We start from the raw sequence: 19,652 nt of genomic DNA on the forward strand, positions 1-19,652 counted from the left end.
TGACCTCTGCTGACTTCTGACTGTTCAGCTATCTATCACTAGATAGGTTACCAAGGTTACTTGGCGTGCCAGCCAGACCTCCCCGGGTAAGAGTGTAATCTTTCCTTCCATCCATCTGCTTCATTTACTCTGTATCACCTTCGGCAGAAAGGGCTTTGTTTTGTCTTGCAAACTCACCCAGTGATACCTAGCCTCATATGAAGTTCGTGTTCCGAGAGACCTTAAAGTTTGCCGCTCGCTTCCTTCAGATTCCGCGTCACCACGGACACCCTTGCGTTAAGCTAACTGCTACTTCTGCCTTCGCAGCTCGGGACTTTCCCCCTATAGATTACACCCATGCCGGGCGCACAAGGAGCCCCAAAAAGTCAGTTAACCCTGACTTTTTGGACAGCCCCTTCGAACTTTTACAGCGGCTGTTCACTAGTTTTCTTTTACAGAACGTTTTTCAATTTGCTTCCATTTCCAAACGAGCCAAAGCTGGCTGGCGATAAACAAAGAGGAATAAACGCCTGCGATCAATCCAACCAACAAAGCAATCGAGAAATTTAAAATGGACGAGCTTCCGAATAAAATGAGAGCGACAACAGCAAAGATCACGGTTAAAACGGTGTTAATCGATCTTGTAAAGGTTTGCCGCAAGCTTTTGTTGACAATTTCCGCAAGCTGCTCAAATGTTTTTATTTTTTTCGCTTTTCCCATGTTTTCTTTTATACGGTCAAACGTAACAATCGTATCGTTGATCGAGTAACCAATAATCGTCAACACGGCCGCGATAAATGTAATGTCTACTTCAAGACGGGTAATGCTGAAAAAGGAAACGATAAAAAAGGCATCGTGCAATAGGGCAAGCACAGCTGCAAGCGCCATATAAAATTCAAAGCGGATGGATACATATATGATAATCCCAATGGAAGCAATTGCAACACCGATGAGAGCATTTCGCGCCAGCTCTTTTCCGACTGTTGGCGAAACCGTGCTTATATTTGGCTCTATCCCATACAGCTCTGTGAAATGTTCTTTTACATTTGAAATCGTTTCTTTATCAAATGTGCCTACAAATCGTACAACTGCTGTGCTTTTATCATTACCAGATAATACAATTTCATCCGGCTTAAGCCCGATTGATTTGAATTCTTTTTCGATTGTATCAGTCGATAGCGGCTCATTTGTCGCTAGCTCGACCCGCGTTCCGCTCGTAAAATCGATGCTTAGATTCAATTTAGCAACAAAGAGGAGGATGATGCCTGCGATAATTAATACACTTGATAAAACGAAAAACTTCTTCCGATGTTTAACAAAATCAATATGATCAAAGCGAGTTGGAACATCGGTATCTTTATTCGTTTTCGTAATATCCAAAATATCGCTTTTCCTCACACTAAACCAATGCGGCTTTTTGTCAAATGCCCGGCTCTCCACGAGCAATCCGAGCAGCAATCTGCTTAAATAAATCGCCGTAAGAAAGGATATAATAATGCTGATAATGAGCATTGTCGCAAAGCCTTTTACAGAGCTTGTTCCAAAAATAAATAAAACAACAGCTACGAGTATTGTCGTAACATTGGCATCAAAAATGGTTAAAAGCGATCTTTTGTTTCCTGCTTTAAAAGCAGATCGGACACTTTTTCCAAGCTTTAATTCATCCTTAATTCGTTCGTCTGTAATAATGTTCGCGTCAACTGCCATCCCAACCCCTAAAATAAGGGCGGCGATCCCCGGCAATGTAAGCACCGCATGCATCCAATTGTACACAACTAAAATGAGGTATATGTATGAAACAAGCGTGATAGATGCGATCAATCCCGGCAAGCGATAGTAAAAGATCATGAACAGCATAATGAGGCCTACGCCGACGTAACCCGCATAAATGGTTGATTGCATCGCTTCTTCCCCATATTTTGCCCCGACAGAAGTTGAATAAATTTCGTGCAGCTTCACTGGCAATGCACCAGCATTCAGCAAACTTGCTAATTGCTGCGCTTCTTCTACCGTAAATTGTCCTTCAATCGTGACCGTAGTCGTATCAAACACTTCATTTACGTACGGATCGGACAAAAATTTCGGATTCGCTTTTGCTGCTTCTTTTTTATACGAGTCGCCTTCTTCCCAATCAAGCCATATGATCAGCTTATTTTCAGGCGCCATTTTTACTATTTTCTCTGTCACTTCTTTAAATTTTTTCGCATCCTTTAGCTCAACGACAACGTTCGGTTTACCGTTTTGGTCAAATGATTGCTTGGCACCGCCTTGCACTAAGTCTGAACCGTTTAGTAATTCTTTGTCATTGACATCACGAAAGGTCAGTTCTGCCTGCGTCGACAAAATTTTCCGAGCTTCAGTCTGATCCTTCACGCCTGCAAGCTGAACGCGAATTCGGTCATTTCCTTCTATTTGGATATTTGGTTCGCTCACTCCGAGTGCATTCGCCCTTTTGTCCAACGCTTCAACTGCACTTAAAAGGGCTTGACGGTCAATTTTATCTCCTTTATTTACCGGCTTCACTTCATATAAAACTTCAAAGCCGCCTTTTAAATCAAGACCAAGCGTAATGCCTTCTACGACTGGTTTTGCCGTTGCGCCAGTCAAACCTAAAATGGCGAAAACAATGATAAAAAATGATATAATTCGGCCTTTTTTTGCCATGTTGATCCTCCTCAAGCTTATGTGCGAAACATCGCCTTATCATCTTTAGGTTAATTCTTTTAATATTTCTTGTCCTTCTTTACTATCTAACCATTTTGCATCTTTCATAAACTCAATGGTCGTATAATTCATGAAATCGGACACTTTCACTGACATAATCCCTTCTACTAACCGATGTACTCTGACACCCTCAATTTTTTTCCATTTTTTTCTTTTCAAAAAAGACCACAATTCATCCTCTGTCATTTTATCGTATCCATACAGCCGGAATTCTTCGAGCTTGCTTTTCAAAAACGGCCTTAAATACTTGCGATAGGCATCTACCGAATAGTTCTCCACTTTTATGCTCCTTTCTTAAAAGGTTGTCATGCCTGTACTTCGAGTCTGCATATAGTAATTGTATATGATATCAAGTTTTTTGAGAAGGCAGGGAGAAAAATGCCGAAGCAAACCTTTTTAAAAGGAATGCTCATTTTAATGACGGCAGGCCTCATCACAAGAATTCTCGGTTTTATTAATCGAATTGTCATAGCCAGAATGATTGGAGAAGAAGGGGTTGGCCTCTACATGATGGCAATGCCTACGTTTGGCCTTGTCGCAGCAGCTACACAGCTCGGTTTGCCGGTTGCCATCTCCAAGCTGGTCGCGGAAGCGGATGCAAAAGGAGACAGCAAAAAGGAAAAAAAAATACTGGTTGTATCTTTAACAATTACGTGCAGTTTAAGCATTATCATCGCACCGCTTGTGTTGTTTTCCGCCTCATATATTTCTGAAACATTACTTACAGACCCAAGAACATTCTATCCTTTGATTGCCATCACTCCTGTAATTCCTATTATTGCTGTATCCTCTGTTTTGAGAGGCTACTTTCAAGGAAAACAAAACATGACGCCTGCGGCATTCTCCCAGGTGCTTGAGCAAGCGGTCAGAATCGCCTTTATCGCCGTTTGTACAAAAGCTATGCTGCCTTACGGAATCGAATATGCAGCCGCTGGCGCCTTTGTTGCGGCAGCAATTGGAGAACTTGCTTCCTTACTTTATTTACTAATAGCGTTCCGTTTCAAAAAGCAAATTCGAGTGAGAAAATCGTTTTTCCGTTCGTTAAAAAAGGGAAAAGAAACATTCAGTCAGCTCATGAAAATTGCCCTGCCGACAACCGGCAGCCGATTTATCGGCAACATTTCATGGTTTCTCGAACCGATCGTTGTTTCACACAGTTTACTGATCGCCGGCGTTCATTCATCTTTAGCTACAAAACAATATGGGGAATTGACGGGGTATGCGCTTCCTTTATTAATGCTTCCCTCTTTCATCACTTTTTCGCTGTCAACATCATTAGTGCCCGCATTAAGCGAAGCGATTGCCCAAAAAAAGATTCGATTAGCAGAATATCGGCTGAGGCAAGCTTTAAGACTCTCGCTTGTTACAGGCGGACTAGCAGTTGTTATTTTATACGTGTACGCTGAACCGATCATGATCTTTATGTATGGAAATGCTCAATCTGCCATCTATGTGAAAGTTATGGCTCCTTTTTTCATCTTTTATTATTTCCAAGGTCCGCTGCAAGCAGCATTGCAAGCATTAAATTTAGCAAAAGCAGCGATGACCAACAGTTTAATTGGTTCCGTTTTAAAAACAGCGCTCATTTTTGTTTTCGCAACTAGGCCTGAGCTCGGCATTATCGGCGCAGCTCTTGCCATTATAAGCGGGTTTATGATCGTTACTCTTCTTCATTATGCAACGGTGCTGAAAGTGTTTAAGTTCACAATTTATTTAAGAGACTATGTTCTATCTTTTGCAGCCATATTTTTAACAGGTTGGATCTCCTATCATATTTACGATATCTTATTGGAACAACTGCATTTGCTGCCAAAGTTACTGTATGCATGCATGATCACAACAGTTATTTACAGTCTGTTTCTCATCATCTTTCGACTAGTCGAAAAGGAAGAAGTAAAGCGAATTCCCCTAATCGGTCCGTATATAGCAATCTTTATTCCGATGCAGAAAAATCGTTAAAATCTATCCGTTTCATTCCTTTCACCCTGATCTGGCAATTTTAATTCTAAATCTTTTTTTTATGAATATGCTTGTATAAAAGTGATTACCCTTGTACGGGTGAACATGGGAGGAGATGAATGGATGATTGAAGCAAAGCGGTGGGGGAAAGCTGTATTTTACGGTGTTTTTACCATTTTGATCATTGCTTTGATTTCTAGTTTTCTTTTATCTATTTTATTACGATTTACTAGTTTAACAGAAGATTCGCTCTTTTGGGTCATCACATCTATAAGTTTTTTAGCCGTTTTTATCGGAGGTTTTATAGCTGGCGGAAAAGGTAAAGAAAAAGGGTGGCTTTTAGGCGGTGCGACAGCGGTTGCTTACACGGGAATTGTGTTGTTGTTTCAATTTTTAGGTTACGGAAAAACGCTTTCGCAAGAATCGCTATTATATCACGGTGGATTTTTAATCACTTCAATAGTTGGAGGAATGCTGGGAGTCAATATTTCGTCGCCAAAACGGCAGGCTTAAAAAGAAAAAGGCTGACATTTAAGTCAGCCCTGTTTTTTGTAGAACTATGATTGTTCTACGACTTCTCTCACAGCATTTCGGTCAAAAGTTAAGCGGGAGCCGTCTCCCGTACGGATGACGATTTTATCTTCATCCAATGAATCAACCGTCCCATGCAAACCGCCAATCGTTACGATTTTATCACCCTTCTTCAAGTTTGCCTGCATGTCACGGATTTGCTTTTGCCTTTTTTGCTGAGGTCTGATCAACAAAAAGTAAAAAATAGCAATCATCAGCACAAAAGGCAGCACTGTTGCTACAAAATTCTCCGACATTTCTTCACCCCTTTCTAAGCATTAAAAGTTTTTCGCATTTGGTTTATTGAATCCGTACCGTTCAAAAAATTCTTCTCGGAAATCTCCTAAACGGTCTTCACGGATTGATTCCCTAATCTGCTCCATTAATTTTATCAAAAAATAGAGATTATGGTAAGATGTTAATCGAATCCCAAATGTTTCATTGCTTTTAATTAAATGTCTGATATAAGCACGTGAATAATTTCGGCAAACGTAGCAATCACAAGATTCATCCAATGGACCGAAATCGCGCGCATATTTCGCATTTTTTACGACAAGCCGACCTGTTGATGTCATTAAGGTGCCGTTGCGCGCAATTCTAGTAGGAAGCACGCAATCAAACATATCAATGCCCCGAATCGCTCCATCTATCAGTGAATCTGGAGAACCGACCCCCATCAAATAACGAGGTTTGTCGCTTGGCAATAAAGGCACGGTAAATTCTAGCACACGATTCATCACTTCTTTCGGTTCACCGACAGAAAGACCACCAACCGCATATCCCGAAAAATCAAGCGAGACAAGATCGCGTGCGCTTTGCTTCCGCAAGTTTTCATATTCGCCGCCTTGTACAATTCCAAACATCCCTTGTTCATTTTCTCTTTTATGAGCTGCTAGACAGCGTTCAGCCCATCTGGAGGTTCGTTCTACAGATTGTTTCATATAATCAAATGATGCCGGGTAAGGCGGGCATTCGTCAAATGCCATTATAATATCTGATCCGAGAGCATTTTGGATTTCAGTTGCTTTTTCTGGAGATAAAAACAGCTTGTCCCCGTTTAAATGATTGCGAAAATATACTCCCTCTTCTTCAATTCGCCGGAATTCGCTTAAGCTGAACACTTGAAATCCGCCGGAGTCGGTTAAAATCGCTCCATCCCAATTCATAAAAGAATGGAGACCTCCTGCCTCCTTAACGATATCTTCCCCTGGTCTGAGCCATAAATGGTATGTATTGCTCAAAATGATTTTTGCGCCAATTTCTTTTAATTCCTCCGGTGACATAGTTTTGACGGTCGCCAATGTTCCCACAGGCATAAACACCGGAGTTTCAAACGAACCGTGAGGTGTATGTACGATTCCAAGGCGGGCGCCTGTTTGTTTGCATGTTTTGATCAATTCATATCGAATAGGTGGCTTATTCAATGAAAGCCCCTCCTTTATTCAGTGTACCTCTATTCTGCTTCAAATAATCAGCATGGCATCTCCAAAGCTGAAAAAACGGTATTTTTCCTTTATAGCCTCCTCATACGCACGAAGAATTGTTTCTCTTCCAGCCAGCGCACTGACAAGCATGATCAGAGAAGACTTAGGAAGATGAAAATTTGTAACGAGTCCGTCTATTCCTTTAAAATTGTAGCCCGGATAAATAAAAATGTCTGTCCAACCACTTTCTTCGACAAATTTGCCTCCATGTTTTCCAGCAATTGTTTCCAGCGTTCTTGTTGAAGTTGTACCGACTGCGATAATACGTCCTCCCTTTTCTCTTACTTCATTTAATAAGCGGGCCGTTCCCTCTGTCATTTGATAAAATTCCGCATGCATTTTATGTTCTGTAATGTTTGTGCTGCTGACTGGACGAAATGTCCCAAGCCCGACATGCAGCGTTATAAAAGCGATATGAATCCCTTTATTTTTTATATTTTCGAGTATTTCATCTGTGAAATGCAAACCTGCAGTCGGTGCAGCTGCTGAACCAATTTCTCGGGAATAAACGGTTTGATATCGTTCTTTATTATCAAGCTGCTCTTTAATGTATGGCGGCAATGGCATTTCCCCAAGCTGATCCAAAATTTCCAAAAAAATGCCTTCGTATTGAAATTCAATGATTCTACCGCCGTGTTCAAGAGTTCCTACACATGTTCCTTTTAAAAGGCCGTTTCCGAAATTTAATGTTGTCCCTACTTTGACTCGCTTTGAAGGTTTTACAAGGGTTTCCCAAACATTCCCTTCTTTTTCTTTTAGCAATAAAACTTCCACTTTGGCCCCGGTTTCTTCTTTCACACCGTACAATCTGGCCGGCATGACCCGCGTATCATTTAAAACAAGGCAATCACCCGGAGATACATACTCAATTAAGCTTTTAAATCTGCTGTGCGTAATATCTCCGCTTTTTTTATCAACAATCATTAATCTTGAAGCATCCCTCTCCTTCAACGGAGTTTGGGCAATCAGTTCCTCTGGCAATTCGAAGTCAAATAATTCGATATTCATCCTGTTCACCTAGCTTCTGTCCATTATTTAAACCGTCCTAAAAAAGAAAAAATGAACGTTAAAAGCAAACTAATGACAATGCATGTGACAATCGGAAAGAAGAAGGTAAAATTTCCTTTTTTTACCACGATATCTCCTGGCAGTCTGCCGACAACTTGCATAAATAAGCCGATAAAAAGCAAAATACCGCCAAGCACCATCAATAGCTTTGGAAATTCCGTCATCTTTTCGGCACCTCCATTTGAAAATGTTTATACACAAGATCTGTTACTATTCTTCCCCTCGGTGTTCGCCGAATAAAACCGATTTGCAATAAATACGGTTCATAAACATCTTCAATTGTGTGCGCTTCTTCACCGATTGTCGCTGAAATGGTCTCAATTCCAACGGGTCCTCCTTGGAATTTTTCAATGATCCCTAAAAGAAGTTTATGATCGATATGATCCAATCCAAGTTTATCCACTTGCAAACGCTCCAAGGCGTCTTCGGCAAGATGGACGCTGATTTTTTCAAATCCGAGCACTTGCGCAAAATCCCTGACCCTTTTAAGAAGCCTGTTCGCAATTCTTGGCGTTCCCCGCGATCTTCTGGCTATTTCAACGGCTGCCTGCTCTTCAATCTCGATATTTAACAGGTTGGCCGTTCGTTTGACTATCTTTGAGAGCTCGTGCTCTTGATAATATTCCAAGCGGCTTAACACACCAAATCGATCCCTTAAAGGAGCAGTTAATAAGCCGACTCTAGTTGTTGCACCAACAAGTGTAAACGGTGGCAGATCCAACCTGATCGTGCGGGCGCTTGATCCTTTTCCAATGACGATATCTATACAAAAATCTTCCATCGCTGGGTACAAGACTTCTTCGATCGAACGATGTAGCCGGTGAATTTCATCAATAAATAAAACATCCCCCGGTTCTAAAGAAGTGAGAATAGCCGCTAATTCTCCCGGCCGTTCAATCGCGGGCCCTGAAGTATGGCGGATATTCGTCCCCATCTCATTTGCGATAATCGTTGCAAGTGTTGTTTTCCCAAGCCCTGGAGGTCCATATAAAAGAACATGATCCAACGTTTCTTCTCTAAGCTTTGCCGCTTCAATAAATATTTTTAAGTTTTCCTTAATCTTTGATTGACCGATATATTGATCGAAAAATTGAGGACGAAGGCTGAATTCAAAATCTTTTTCTCCCGCTTCAGCTTCGCCTGCAACAATTCTTTCCTCCATTGCTATCACCTTATTTCAAAAGCAGTTTCAATGCTTTTTTCACATATTGATCAGTTGAGAGCGATTCACCTTCCAATGACGGCTTGATTTTTGCTATCTCTTTCTCACTGTATCCTAAAACTTTCAGAGCATCGATCGCTTCCATAAGCGAATGATTGCTATGTTTTTGGTTTGTTTGTACCTGATTAGCTAACATGTTGGAAGACGGTTCTGAAACGAATTCGACGAGCTTCCCTTTTAAATCTAAGATGATTTGCCTCGCTGTTTTCTTTCCGACACCAGGAAATTTTACTAAAAATGCTTCATCTTCATTTTCTATGGCCTCCACTACTTGCTTTGCATCCCCATAAGCCAGGATCGCCAGAGCACCCTTCGGACCGATTCCTGTTACGTTTAAAAGCTTGGAAAAGAGAGTCTTTTCTTCACGGCTTGAAAATCCGTACAGAGCGAGGAGATCCTCCCTTACATATTGATATGTATAAACTGTCACTTCTTTTTTTATATGTTTTTGATAGCTGAAAGGATTGGGAGTGAAAATTTGAAAACCGATTCCGTTCCGATCGATCACAATTGAATCTATTGATATATGATCTACAACTCCGCGGATAAACTCAATCACTGCGTTCACCTCTCATCACTTAACCTATTTTAACATAAAGAACTCGCTCCGTCAGGGAAAGAACTGCAAAAATAAACCGATGCCAAAAGCATCGGTCCTTTTATTTGAATTCATCAGCAGAATAAGCTTTAAAGGTATTGATGACATTTAAATAATTCTCTTTATTTTTTACGGGAATTCCTCTTTTTAGTTGCAGGTGGCGATAGCTTTCCAGTTTTTTTATATCGATCTGAAAAAAAGACTGAATGACTTCATTGTCTGCGTCAGGCTTCCCGTTAAAAATCGACAAAGTCCCGTCTTCCATAATACCGAAAAAACCATTTGTTTTTAATAATGGAGAGAGGTCATCAATTTGCTTTTGAAAGACAATTTCATCGCCATCCTGACGAACAACCTGCCAATCTTGATATTTCGCAATTACATCTGCGATAGAATGATGATGTTCTGTTTTGACCTCTTCGCTCACTTCGCCATCAAGATAAACTCTTCTCAAGATGACTTCAACTGTCGAGGAATGATGATTCGCATTTGCGAAAGATGCTTCAGGATGGAAATGACAAAAAGCTAAGATCATCAAAGTATAACAAAAGAGGCAAAATACCTTTTTCACATGCCACCACTCCTGAACTTATAACACATTTGTTTTTATTTATTGTAGCCATCATGAGAAGTTTTAACCCTTAGTCCTGATTCTTCATCTTATTACATATTATGGAAACTACCTTGTATATCATGGCATGCTTGTATATTAATACGTTTCAATTAGAAAAAGTAAAATGGATAACTTAACAATTTCATTTTTTCAGCTGTTAGATTTTTTAATCGTTAATATCAACAAATTTTCAATCACTCATCTTCCTGCATATTATGGAAGACTTCTTGGACATCGTCGTCATCTTCAAGGACATCGATTAATTTGTACATTTTTTCAGCTGTTGTTTCATCTAGTTGCGTGTACGTTTGAGGAATCCATGTGATTTCCGCTGTTTCCAGTTTATATCCTTTTTCTTCTAAAGCGGTTTTTACATTATTCAAATTTTCAGGAGCGGTATAAATTTCAAACGCCTCACCACCTGACGCTTCTAATTCTTCTGCTCCAGCGTCAATTGCTTCAAGAAACAAGTCATCCTCTTCAATTCCGTTACCATCAATAACAATATATCCCTTTCGCTCGAACATATAGGATACACAACCAGTTTCTCCTAAGTTTCCTCCGTTTTTATTAAAGGCAGTGCGAACACTTGTTGCTGTACGGTTTTTATTGTCCGTCAGACATTTTACCATTATAGCGACACCGCCGGGGCCATATCCTTCATATGTAATTTCTTCATAGTTGGCTCCATCTTGGCTGCCGGTCGCTTTTTTAATTGCTCGTTCTATATTATCGTTCGGCATGTTGGCAGCTTTAGCCTTGTCAATGGCAAGTCTGAGGCTCGGATTCGCGTCAGGATCTCCTCCGCCTTGTTTAGCCGCAACATAAATTTCTTTTGCCAATTTCATAAAAATTTTGCCCCGCTTCGCATCTTGGGCATTTTTTCTTCTTTGAATATTTTTCCATTTAGAATGTCCTGCCATTCTAAAAATCCCCTCTCATAAACAAATCTCGATTTTTAATATAACATATTTTATTTAGCGGGAAAAATTGTTCTTCACAAAAGAAACAGGGAGGAGTTCTCCCTGTCTCGTTAGCGGTTATTTCCGTCAAAAGGCTCTGTTACTGCTTCTCCAATATCATTGAATAGACGTTGGATATCTTCCCCTACATCCGTACCGTTATTCAAGTTATTATTAATGTTTCGCACGCGAGTAAAAGTTTCCTCGTCTGTTACAATATGGATGCTTTTATTTCCAGCCAGTCTTGATACAACTCGTTTGGCTCGATTTTTTACGTTCTGTTCGTTTCGATCAGTTGTATTGATCGCTACTACAACCCTGTCATTTGTTACGAGCGTATCAACATCCTGCACGTTTTTCAGCCGGCTTACCTGATCAGAAATTCGTTCGGCTAATTGAGCATTATTCGAGCCCACATCCCGTAAATGATTATGATAATTGACATCGCTTCTTTGGAAGCCGTTGTTTCTTCTATCGTTGACTGTCAGCGAGCGGTCTCTATTGCGGTCATTTGCATCGCGGAGCATATCATTGTCATCCATTCCGCCGTCAAACATTTCAGTGATCGGTCCATCATTATCAACGTAATCAAAATTGCGATCCCGATCAGTTGAATAGTAGCCAATTGGTGCTGCACCATTTCGATTACGGTCATCCAATGCACCATTATTGTTGTTGCACGCCGCAAGACCAATTGTCATAAAAGAAAGGGCAATAGCTGCGGAAACTGATTTTCTCAATGAAAAAACCCCCTGAAAAACAATTTGAGCATAATAGCTCATCAATAGCTTGTTCTATCAGGGGAGGTTTATTGCTGTTAGTTCCCGGCAATTAATTAAAATTTTGGAGGTGCTGCCGCTAAATTGCGTTTATGCTCAGAACGTCTATGCAGCGCTTCAATGATTTCTTTATCTTTCTCAGGAATTTCCTCCCCCTTTAAAAATTTGTCAATCATATCATATGTTGTTCCCATTTCGTTTTCATCCGTTTGTCCTTCCCATAAACCGGCGCTTGGCGCTTTATTAATAATTTCATCCGGAACTCCTAAAATTTTTGCCATTTCCCTTACTTCGCCTTTTGTAAAATGTACAAGAGGAACAAGATCTACACCGCCGTCTCCGTATTTCGTAAAATAGCCCGTATACCATTCAGCTGCATTATCTGTGCCAACAACCATGTAACGATAATTGTTTGCCACAGCGTATAATGTTGTCATTCTGAGCCGCGCGCGCGTATTCGCGTCGCCTAATCTTGCTGCTTCTTCATTCCAATCGTTTTTAGCTTGAATATTTTTTTGAATGGCGTGAAAAAGCGTTTCATGAGTTTCGGTCAAGTCGATCACCATATAATCAATGTTGCAGCTTTTCACTACTTTTAAAGCATCTTCTTGATCTTTCGGATTGCTTTTACATGGCATGATTAGGCCAAGCGAATGCTCAGGAAACGCTCGCTTAATGAGATGAGCAACTACGGCGGAATCTATTCCCCCGCTTATTCCGACAATTGCACCGTTTAATCCTGCGTTTTTTACTTGATTTTGAAGCCATTCGATTAGTTTTGCAATTTTTTCTTGCATTATGTCATGCACCTTCCTTAGCATCATTTCTTTTTTATTATCCATTGTATCATATTGTGTTTTACGAAAAATAAATCATGTCATGAAATTTTCAAAGAAAAAAGAGACGATTTTTATCATCGTCTCCAATAAAATTAATCTTCATCTTCTTCATCTTGCGGTGCAACGAACTGGTTATAATCATAGTAAGGCACAGCATAAGGGTAATGCGGTATTCCATATGGTACAAATGGAGCCGCTCGATATCCATAAGGTACAGGACCTCCGCAGCCGCAGTCATCCTGATGACTCGGAAAAGCTCCAGTATGAGGTATATTCTCTGCAACTTCTTGATTTTCCGCCGCCTCCGGGCTTACCCATTGACCGTGCGGCATTCCATAAGGTGCAGCATAAGGTGTCGGCGCCAATCCTGATCCTGGATATACAGGAGATACCGGATGGCATCCTAAGAATGGAAACGGTGGACAAAGAACAGGATATGGTACATATGGAACTATGGGTTGCGGACTGTATTGTATTGGTGAAACGTTTGGCGGAATGTTAGGTGCAACATTAGGCGGAATATTAGGTGCAACGTTTTCGTAACCATACGCTTCATCATATGCATCATCATCATCAAAATCTTCGTCATATTGTTGTGGGCTTACAAATTGATTCGGGGCAGGGTTCGGAATATTTGGCCAGACAGGCGCGTAATAAGGCTGCCATTGGGCTCCATAATATGGATTGACATTCGAAAATTGCGGATTCGTCATATCTTTGTTGTCCTCCTCTTTATTTTCTTCTTCTTTACCCAAAACTTCATGAAACACATTTTCAGGCTTTTTCGGAAGCTGCGGTTTGGAATCTTTTGAAGCGTAGGGATGCGTTGGAGCCTTTTCCGCTTCTTCATGGATATTCATCATCGGCATATTGAGCATAAAATAATTGCTTACATCAGTTTTTTTCGGATAGTAAGGCTGATAAACTTTTGGAACGGGAGGCACATATGGCTTAGACGGCTTCTCCTTTGCTTCCGGTTCCTCCGTCTCAATAGGAGCAACAGGTTTTTCCTCTGCAAAAGGATGTTCCTTTGCTTCCTTTTTAAAAGCTACTTTTGGCACTTCTTTCTTTAATTCATGTTTCACTTCCTTTTTAATTGGCACATCGCCAGTTGGAATTTTTATTTTCATTCCTGGCATAATAAGATCAGGATTGCTCAATTGGGAATTCAACTTTTTTAACTCTTGGAAATCGACTCCATATTTTTGAGCAATTTTCCATAGTGTATCGCCTTTTTGAACAATGTGGATTTTCACTGTTTCCCCCTCCTGTGAAAACGTACTGCCTATACAACTTTCGAATCAATACATTCATAAATCTTCTTCATCACAACTTATGCAAATTTTAGTGGGATTATGATTTAAAAATGAAGGCTAAGAAAAACGATCCTCTTTTTTAAAAGCCAATTGATATCGATATCAGTACAAAGCTGCTGATTTATGCTGCAAAAATTACAAAAATAAAAATACCCGGGAAGGACCCCAGGCATCAAATTGTTCTTCGTACTTTTGCTATCCCGCATGCACATGGGCGATTGCAATATTTTTCCCTTTTATGAGCTATGATCCAGCATGCGATTTAATGCAAGAACTGCATACTCTTTAATTGCTTCATCCACAATAATTTGATTAATTATTTTTCCTTTATCGATTGATTCCAGCGCCCAAACTAAGTGGGGCAGATCAATTCGATTCATTGTTAAACACGGACACATATATGGATTTAAAGAAACGATCTCTTTGTCGGGATTATCTTGTATTAACCGATTCACTAAATTCATTTCTGTTCCGATTGCCCACTTGCTTCCTTTCGGGGAGTTTTGAATCGTATCAATAATATATTTCGTGGATCCTGAATAATCGGCCATCTGAACAACCTCAAATGTACATTCAGGATGAACGATAATTTTCATGTCGGGATATTTGCTGCGAATATGTTCAATATTTTTTACTGTAAATTTCTCATGCACTGAGCAATGGCCTTTCCATAAGATGATGGCGACATCTTCCCTTTTTCCATCATAATGCAGCTTTTGTTCAATCGGATCCCAGACAGCCATCTTATTAAGGGGAATACCTAGTTTAAAGGCAGTATTTCTCCCTAAGTGCTGATCAGGTAAAAACAAAATTCTCTTTTTTTGCTTCAGCGCCCAAGCCAGCATCGTTTCAGCATTTGAGGAGGTTACCGTTGCTCCGCCATTTTTACCGACAAAAGCTTTAATCTCTGCTGATGAATTGACATATGTTAATGGCAAAATCGTGTCGTCAAAAAGCTCTTGCAGCTTGCTCCAAGCGGCTTCTGTTTGTTTAATATTTGCCATATCCGCCATCGAACAGCCAGCTCTCATATCCGGAAGAATCACCTTTTGATAAGGCGATGTCAGCATGTCTGCTGTTTCTGCCATAAAATGAACACCACAAAAGACAATATATTCGGCATCTTTTGTTTCTTGCGCTATTTGTGCCAGCTTTAACGAATCTCCTGTTACATCGGCAAATTGGATCACTTCGTCTTTTTGATAATGATGACCTGGGATCATCAGTCTTGTTCCGAATTTCTTTTTGATTTCTATCACACGGTTTTCCAATTCTTCCACAGATCGATGTTTATAATCTTCAGGCATCATTTCTATTTTTGAAGCATCCAACAATTCAAAAAGATTCATAGCTCATTCCTCCCCGAAAAAGATAAACTAATATCTATTGAAGGTGCTGAATGGGTAATAAACCCAAGCGATATAAAATCAACATTTGTATCTTTGTAATTCGCTAAATTTTTTAACGTAATTCCGCCTGAAGCTTCTGTAATAATGTCAGGCGGAGTCATATCAACAAATTTTTTCACTTGTTCAGGCGGGCAATTGTCAAACATGATAATATCGGGATGTACTGAAATTGCTTCTTTCAATTGCTCTTCCGTTTCAACCTCCACCTCAATTTTTACCATGTGGCCGACCCGATTTCTTACCCTTTCAACTGCTTTTGTAATCGAACCGCAAAAGGCAATATGGTTGTCTTTAATCATCACCCCGTCATATAAACCAAATCTGTGATTATATCCTCCCCCTATGCGGACAGCATACTTTTCAAACATTCTCAGCCCAGGGGTTGTTTTTCTTGTATCACAAATTTTTGTATGCGTTGAATTTAACGTCAGCACCGCTTGTTTTGTCAAAGTTGCGATCCCGCTCATTCGCTGCAGCAAATTTAACACTACGCGCTCTCCTTGTAAGATGGAACGAATAGAACCTTTTATGACGGCAATCTCTTCCCCCGCTGTCAGCTCATGTCCATCTTTTACAAACATGTGAACTTCAAGGTTGGGGTTTAACATCGAAAAAGCGGTTTTCACCACGTTTTCTCCACAAAAAACTCCGCTTTGTTTTGCTTTTATGACGCCCGATCCTCGTTCGTTTTCTGAGAAAATCGCATCGCTGGACAAATCATTGTCTCCTATGTCTTCCATAAAAAATTGCTTCAATGCCTGCTCGAGTTTTATTTGATTCATGTTTCAACCGCCCCTATCCTTTGCTCGTTTGTTTGTACAATTCGTTTTTCCTGCCATTCAGGTTTTTCCCCCGGATAATCGATCCTGAAATGGCCGCCGCGGCTTTCCTTTCGTAAAAGAGCTCCTTTAGCTATTAAATATCCGGCTGTGATCATGTTAATCCGTTCGATTTCTTCAATTGAATAACTTATAGCATTTAATGGAAAATATTTGACATATCGCTTCAGCCATGAAACAGCCCATGACAGTTCTCCATGCGTCCGTTCGATTCCAACACATTTTGTCAATATTTTGCGTATTTCTCCTTTTTCTGGAACCTCTGTTTTTTCATGTTCGTTCCAATGGAAATCCCCAAAACTCTCCTGTGAAGACAGCCGCTGATCCAGTATAAATTTTGCAATCCTTTTTCCGAATACAAGACCTTCTAAAAGAGAATTTGATGCTAGACGATTTGCCCCGTGGACACCAGTACACGCCAATTCGCCTACAGCATAAAGCCGATCGATATTCGTTCTGCCGACTAAATCGGTTTCAATTCCGCCCATTAAAAAATGCATGCCAGGCACTACAGGAATTTTCTTCTTGCTCAAATTTACCCGATTTTGCCGACACATCTCAGCAATCGTTGGGAAACGTTCGGAAAAAAATTGAATTTCTGAAATATCCAAATACACTTGATGTCCATCCCGATATTTACGATAAATTGCGCGGGCAACAACATCTCGAGGAGCCAAATCACCTAATGGATGAATTTCGCTCATAAATCTTTGCCCCGTTTCATCGATCAATACAGCGCCTTCTCCCCTGACCGCTTCAGAAATCAATCCTCTGCATGTCCCGTTTATATAAAGCATTGTTGGATGAAACTGTGTAAACTCCATATCGATCAGCCTGCATCCAGCCCGAAAAGCAATGGCAAGTCCGTCTCCCGTTGCGTTCGGATGATTGGATGTCCATTCATAAGCTTGACCGCAGCCGCCGGTTGCCAAAATAATATGGGAGGCTGTATAGACATGTATATTTTCATCTGCTGTTTTGGTAATAATGCCAACTGCCCTTCCGTCCTTTACAACGACATCACAAACAAACTGATATTCATTGATTGTTATCCGGTTTGTTATTTTTTTTAAAAAATGCTCTACCATTTTCCTTCCCGTCGCATCTCCTCCTGCATGGAGAATGCGGCGAAAGGAGTGCGCCCCTTCATTTCCTAAATCCACATTTCCTTGCTCGTCCTTGTCAAATGGAAAGCCCTCATCCATAAGGGATGAAATAATTTCCTTTCCTTCTTGCACGAGCAACTCAACTGCTTCCTTTTTATTGTGGTAGCGCCCAGCATATAATGTATCTTCATAATGAAGGCAGCTATGATCATTTTCATGTATGGCACATGCAATTCCACCTTGAGCCAAATGAGAATTAGAACTAGTTTTCATCGTTTTTGTAATCATTAATATGTTCATTTTTTCACATAATTCGCTTGCAACCGTTAATGCGGCAATACCGCTTCCGACGATGATGACATCATAATGTGTCATCAACAACCCCCCTTATAAATTTACACATGTCTTGACACATATATTTACACAAAAATACAATATTGACAAGAGGAATTTTTCACAAAATTTTTAAGGCTTGAATAGAGAGGGGCGAAAACAATTGATATACTTTGATTTTGCAGCAACGACCCCCATGAGTGAAAAAGCGATTGCTTCGTACACCGAAGCGGCAAAATTTGCTTACGGAAACTCAAGCAGTCTGCATGATATCGGCGGCAAAGCGTATGAACTATTGACAGCGTCAAGGAAAGCATTTGCAGCGTTATTAGGAGGAGATCCAAACGGTGTTTATTTTACTAGCGGCGGTTCTGAAGGCAACATACTGGCCATCCAATCATTATTAAATAGCATGCCAAACAAAAAGCATATTATTGCTTCTTCACTTGAACATGCATCCATTGACCATTATTTGTCTTTATTGCGTGCGAAAGGATATGACATTACATTTTTAAAGCATGATCAAAATGGAAATATTTTAATGGAGCATCTTGAAGAAGAAATCCGTGAAGATACGGCCCTTGTCACCATCCAGCACGGCAATTCCGAAATCGGAACAATTCAAAATATAAAGGAAATTGGCTTGTTTTTAAAAAAGAGGAAAATATACTTTCATACCGATTGTGTGCAAACGTTTGGAAAACTGTTGATTCCCGTCGATGAGATGAATGCTGATGCTTATACATTTTCTTCACATAAAATTTACGGTCCAAAGGGCGTAGGAGCAGTGTATATTCATCCAGCAGCAAGCTGGTCGCCAGTGATTCCCGGAACAACACATGAGGACGGATTTCGTCCAGGCACTGTCAACGTTCCAGGTATTTTTTCCTTTGTCACTGCCGCAAATGAGTTTTATAATCAAAGAGAGAAGCATTTTAACCATTTCATCAAGCTCAGGCAGCATTTGATCAGCCAATTAAAGACACAGCTGCCCACGATAACGATTGTCAATGAAACGAAAAAAGAGGTTCTCCCAAATATTGTTGGTGTTGTCACAAACAGTTTAGAAGGTCAATTTGTAATGCTCGAATTGAACCGAAAAGGATTTGCGGTCTCAACTGGAAGCGCCTGTCAAGCTGGAAATAGTCATCCTTCTAAAACCCTTCTTTCAATCGGCTTTGACAAAGATTCCGCTCATCAATTTATTCGTATTTCCTTTGGAATTACAAATACAATCTCGGAAGTCGATGAGCTTATCAATGCGATTCTATCCATCGTTCGATAAGAGTTTTGAAAGGTTGGTGTTTATGGAAAAAATATTAGGGGACAAGCGGAGGGAAGTGATTCTCGAATGGTTAAAAAATGAAAATCGGCCGATCACGGGAGGGGAATTGGCCTCACGGACGAATGTCAGCCGTCAAGTCATCGTTCAAGATATTTCTCTTTTAAAAGCACTCGGAGAACCGATTTTAGCCACAAGTCAGGGATATATGTATTTAAAAGAAAGAACGAATGAGGCAAAAAAAGCGAAACGTCTTATTGCCTGCAAGCACACTCCGGAAAAAACAAAGGAGGAATTGAACATTATTGTTGATTACGGAGCGACCGTAAAAGATGTAATCGTTGAACATCCAGTGTATGGGGACTTGACCGCATCGATTATGGTAAGCAATCGAAAAGAAGTAGATGAGTTCATAAAAAAAATCGAAACAACAAACGCCTCTTATTTGTCGGAATTAACGAACGGCATTCATTTGCACACCATTCTTGCCGACAATGAAAAAACTTTAAATGAAGTTTGTGCAGCTCTTGATCAAGCAGGATTTTTAATTCGTGACGATCATTGATTAAT

At 40.3% G+C, this 19,652-nt stretch carries 19 protein-coding genes and 1 pseudogene; 4 read left to right on the forward strand and 16 right to left on the reverse strand.

The annotated features are described in order from the left end of the window. Window positions 1–420: 420 nt before the first annotated feature. On the reverse strand, window positions 421–2,643 hold the full coding sequence (gene secDF, locus NSQ44_RS13265) for a protein translocase subunit SecDF (RefSeq protein ID WP_340857260.1): 2,223 nt from the start codon (window positions 2,641–2,643) through the stop codon (window positions 421–423). A 45-nt stretch (window positions 2,644–2,688) separates the two neighbouring features. Further along, the gene (locus NSQ44_RS13270) at window positions 2,689–2,982 is read right to left on the reverse strand and encodes a post-transcriptional regulator (protein ID WP_063387976.1); all 294 of its coding nucleotides are present in this window, start codon (window positions 2,980–2,982) and stop codon (window positions 2,689–2,691) included. A 99-nt stretch (window positions 2,983–3,081) separates the two neighbouring features. Here NSQ44_RS13270 and spoVB point away from each other — a divergent pair, with 99 nt between their 5' ends. After that, window positions 3,082–4,662 (forward strand): stage V sporulation protein B, encoded by a 1,581-nt coding sequence (spoVB, locus tag NSQ44_RS13275; protein ID WP_340857261.1) that lies wholly within the window; start codon window positions 3,082–3,084, stop codon window positions 4,660–4,662. A gap of 123 nt (window positions 4,663–4,785) precedes the next feature. Continuing rightward, window positions 4,786–5,175: a TIGR04086 family membrane protein gene (locus NSQ44_RS13280; protein WP_063387974.1), complete on the forward strand. Its 390-nt coding sequence runs from the start codon at window positions 4,786–4,788 to the stop codon at window positions 5,173–5,175. Between the two features lie 44 nt (window positions 5,176–5,219). Here NSQ44_RS13280 and yajC read toward each other — a convergent pair whose 3' ends face one another. The 14 genes and pseudogenes from yajC to nadB all read right to left on the reverse strand — a co-directional run bounded on the left by yajC (window position 5,220) and on the right by nadB (window position 17,842). After that, complete coding sequence (gene yajC, locus NSQ44_RS13285; RefSeq protein WP_063387973.1) at window positions 5,220–5,489, reverse strand: preprotein translocase subunit YajC; 270 nt, start codon at window positions 5,487–5,489, stop codon at window positions 5,220–5,222. Between the two features lie 21 nt (window positions 5,490–5,510). Continuing rightward, entirely contained in the window at window positions 5,511–6,656 is a 1,146-nt protein-coding gene (gene tgt, locus NSQ44_RS13290) for a tRNA guanosine(34) transglycosylase Tgt (protein ID WP_063387972.1), read from the reverse strand. A gap of 39 nt (window positions 6,657–6,695) precedes the next feature. After that, the gene (gene queA, locus NSQ44_RS13295) at window positions 6,696–7,724 is read right to left on the reverse strand and encodes a tRNA preQ1(34) S-adenosylmethionine ribosyltransferase-isomerase QueA (RefSeq protein WP_063387971.1); all 1,029 of its coding nucleotides are present in this window, start codon (window positions 7,722–7,724) and stop codon (window positions 6,696–6,698) included. A 23-nt stretch (window positions 7,725–7,747) separates the two neighbouring features. Beyond that, window positions 7,748–7,948 carry a DUF2905 domain-containing protein gene (locus tag NSQ44_RS13300; protein WP_063387970.1) on the reverse strand — a complete coding sequence of 67 codons (201 nt, stop codon included), beginning with the start codon at window positions 7,946–7,948 and terminating at the stop codon, window positions 7,748–7,750. Next, window positions 7,945–8,946, reverse strand: coding sequence for a Holliday junction branch migration DNA helicase RuvB (ruvB, locus tag NSQ44_RS13305; RefSeq protein WP_340857262.1), 1,002 nt, complete (start codon window positions 8,944–8,946; stop codon window positions 7,945–7,947). Before ruvB ends, NSQ44_RS13300 begins: the two co-directional genes overlap by 4 nt. A 10-nt stretch (window positions 8,947–8,956) precedes the next feature. Next, a complete protein-coding gene (gene ruvA, locus NSQ44_RS13310; protein WP_063387968.1) occupies window positions 8,957–9,565 on the reverse strand; it encodes a Holliday junction branch migration protein RuvA in 609 nt (202 codons plus the stop codon). Window positions 9,566–9,665: 100 nt separating this feature from the next. Then, a complete protein-coding gene (locus tag NSQ44_RS13315) occupies window positions 9,666–10,175 on the reverse strand; it encodes a BofC C-terminal domain-containing protein (RefSeq protein ID WP_235600442.1) in 510 nt (169 codons plus the stop codon). Window positions 10,176–10,411: 236 nt separating this feature from the next. After that, window positions 10,412–11,140: a YebC/PmpR family DNA-binding transcriptional regulator gene (locus tag NSQ44_RS13320; protein WP_063387967.1), complete on the reverse strand. Its 729-nt coding sequence runs from the start codon at window positions 11,138–11,140 to the stop codon at window positions 10,412–10,414. 110 nt (window positions 11,141–11,250) lie between these two features. After that, a complete protein-coding gene (locus NSQ44_RS13325) occupies window positions 11,251–11,919 on the reverse strand; it encodes a YhcN/YlaJ family sporulation lipoprotein (protein WP_340857263.1) in 669 nt (222 codons plus the stop codon). Between the two features lie 95 nt (window positions 11,920–12,014). Beyond that, the gene (gene nadE, locus NSQ44_RS13330) at window positions 12,015–12,755 is read right to left on the reverse strand and encodes an NAD(+) synthase (protein WP_094246278.1); all 741 of its coding nucleotides are present in this window, start codon (window positions 12,753–12,755) and stop codon (window positions 12,015–12,017) included. Between the two features lie 1,150 nt (window positions 12,756–13,905). Further along, window positions 13,906–14,053 (reverse strand): annotated as a pseudogene (gene safA, locus NSQ44_RS19060) (SafA/ExsA family spore coat assembly protein); the annotation flags it as partial. A 296-nt stretch (window positions 14,054–14,349) separates the two neighbouring features. Next, window positions 14,350–15,462: a quinolinate synthase NadA gene (gene nadA / locus NSQ44_RS13340; RefSeq protein WP_340857265.1), complete on the reverse strand. Its 1,113-nt coding sequence runs from the start codon at window positions 15,460–15,462 to the stop codon at window positions 14,350–14,352. Beyond that, entirely contained in the window at window positions 15,459–16,304 is an 846-nt protein-coding gene (gene nadC, locus NSQ44_RS13345) for a carboxylating nicotinate-nucleotide diphosphorylase (RefSeq protein WP_340857266.1), read from the reverse strand. The genes nadA and nadC overlap by 4 nt, the downstream gene beginning before the upstream one ends. Beyond that, on the reverse strand, window positions 16,301–17,842 hold the full coding sequence (gene nadB / locus NSQ44_RS13350; protein WP_340857267.1) for an L-aspartate oxidase: 1,542 nt from the start codon (window positions 17,840–17,842) through the stop codon (window positions 16,301–16,303). Before nadB ends, nadC begins: the two co-directional genes overlap by 4 nt. Before the next feature lie 154 nt (window positions 17,843–17,996). Between nadB and NSQ44_RS13355 the strand changes: the two genes are divergently transcribed. Together NSQ44_RS13355 and NSQ44_RS13360 are read left to right on the forward strand one after the other, a co-directional pair. Then, on the forward strand, window positions 17,997–19,085 hold the full coding sequence (locus NSQ44_RS13355) for an IscS subfamily cysteine desulfurase (protein ID WP_445659535.1): 1,089 nt from the start codon (window positions 17,997–17,999) through the stop codon (window positions 19,083–19,085). Window positions 19,086–19,107: 22 nt separating this feature from the next. After that, window positions 19,108–19,647, forward strand: coding sequence for a transcription repressor NadR (locus NSQ44_RS13360; RefSeq protein WP_340857269.1), 540 nt, complete (start codon window positions 19,108–19,110; stop codon window positions 19,645–19,647). Window positions 19,648–19,652: the final 5 nt, after the last annotated feature.

It is taken from the genome of Aeribacillus sp. FSL M8-0254, assembly GCF_038008845.1.
GTDB lineage: Bacteria > Bacillota > Bacilli > Bacillales > Aeribacillaceae > Aeribacillus > Aeribacillus composti.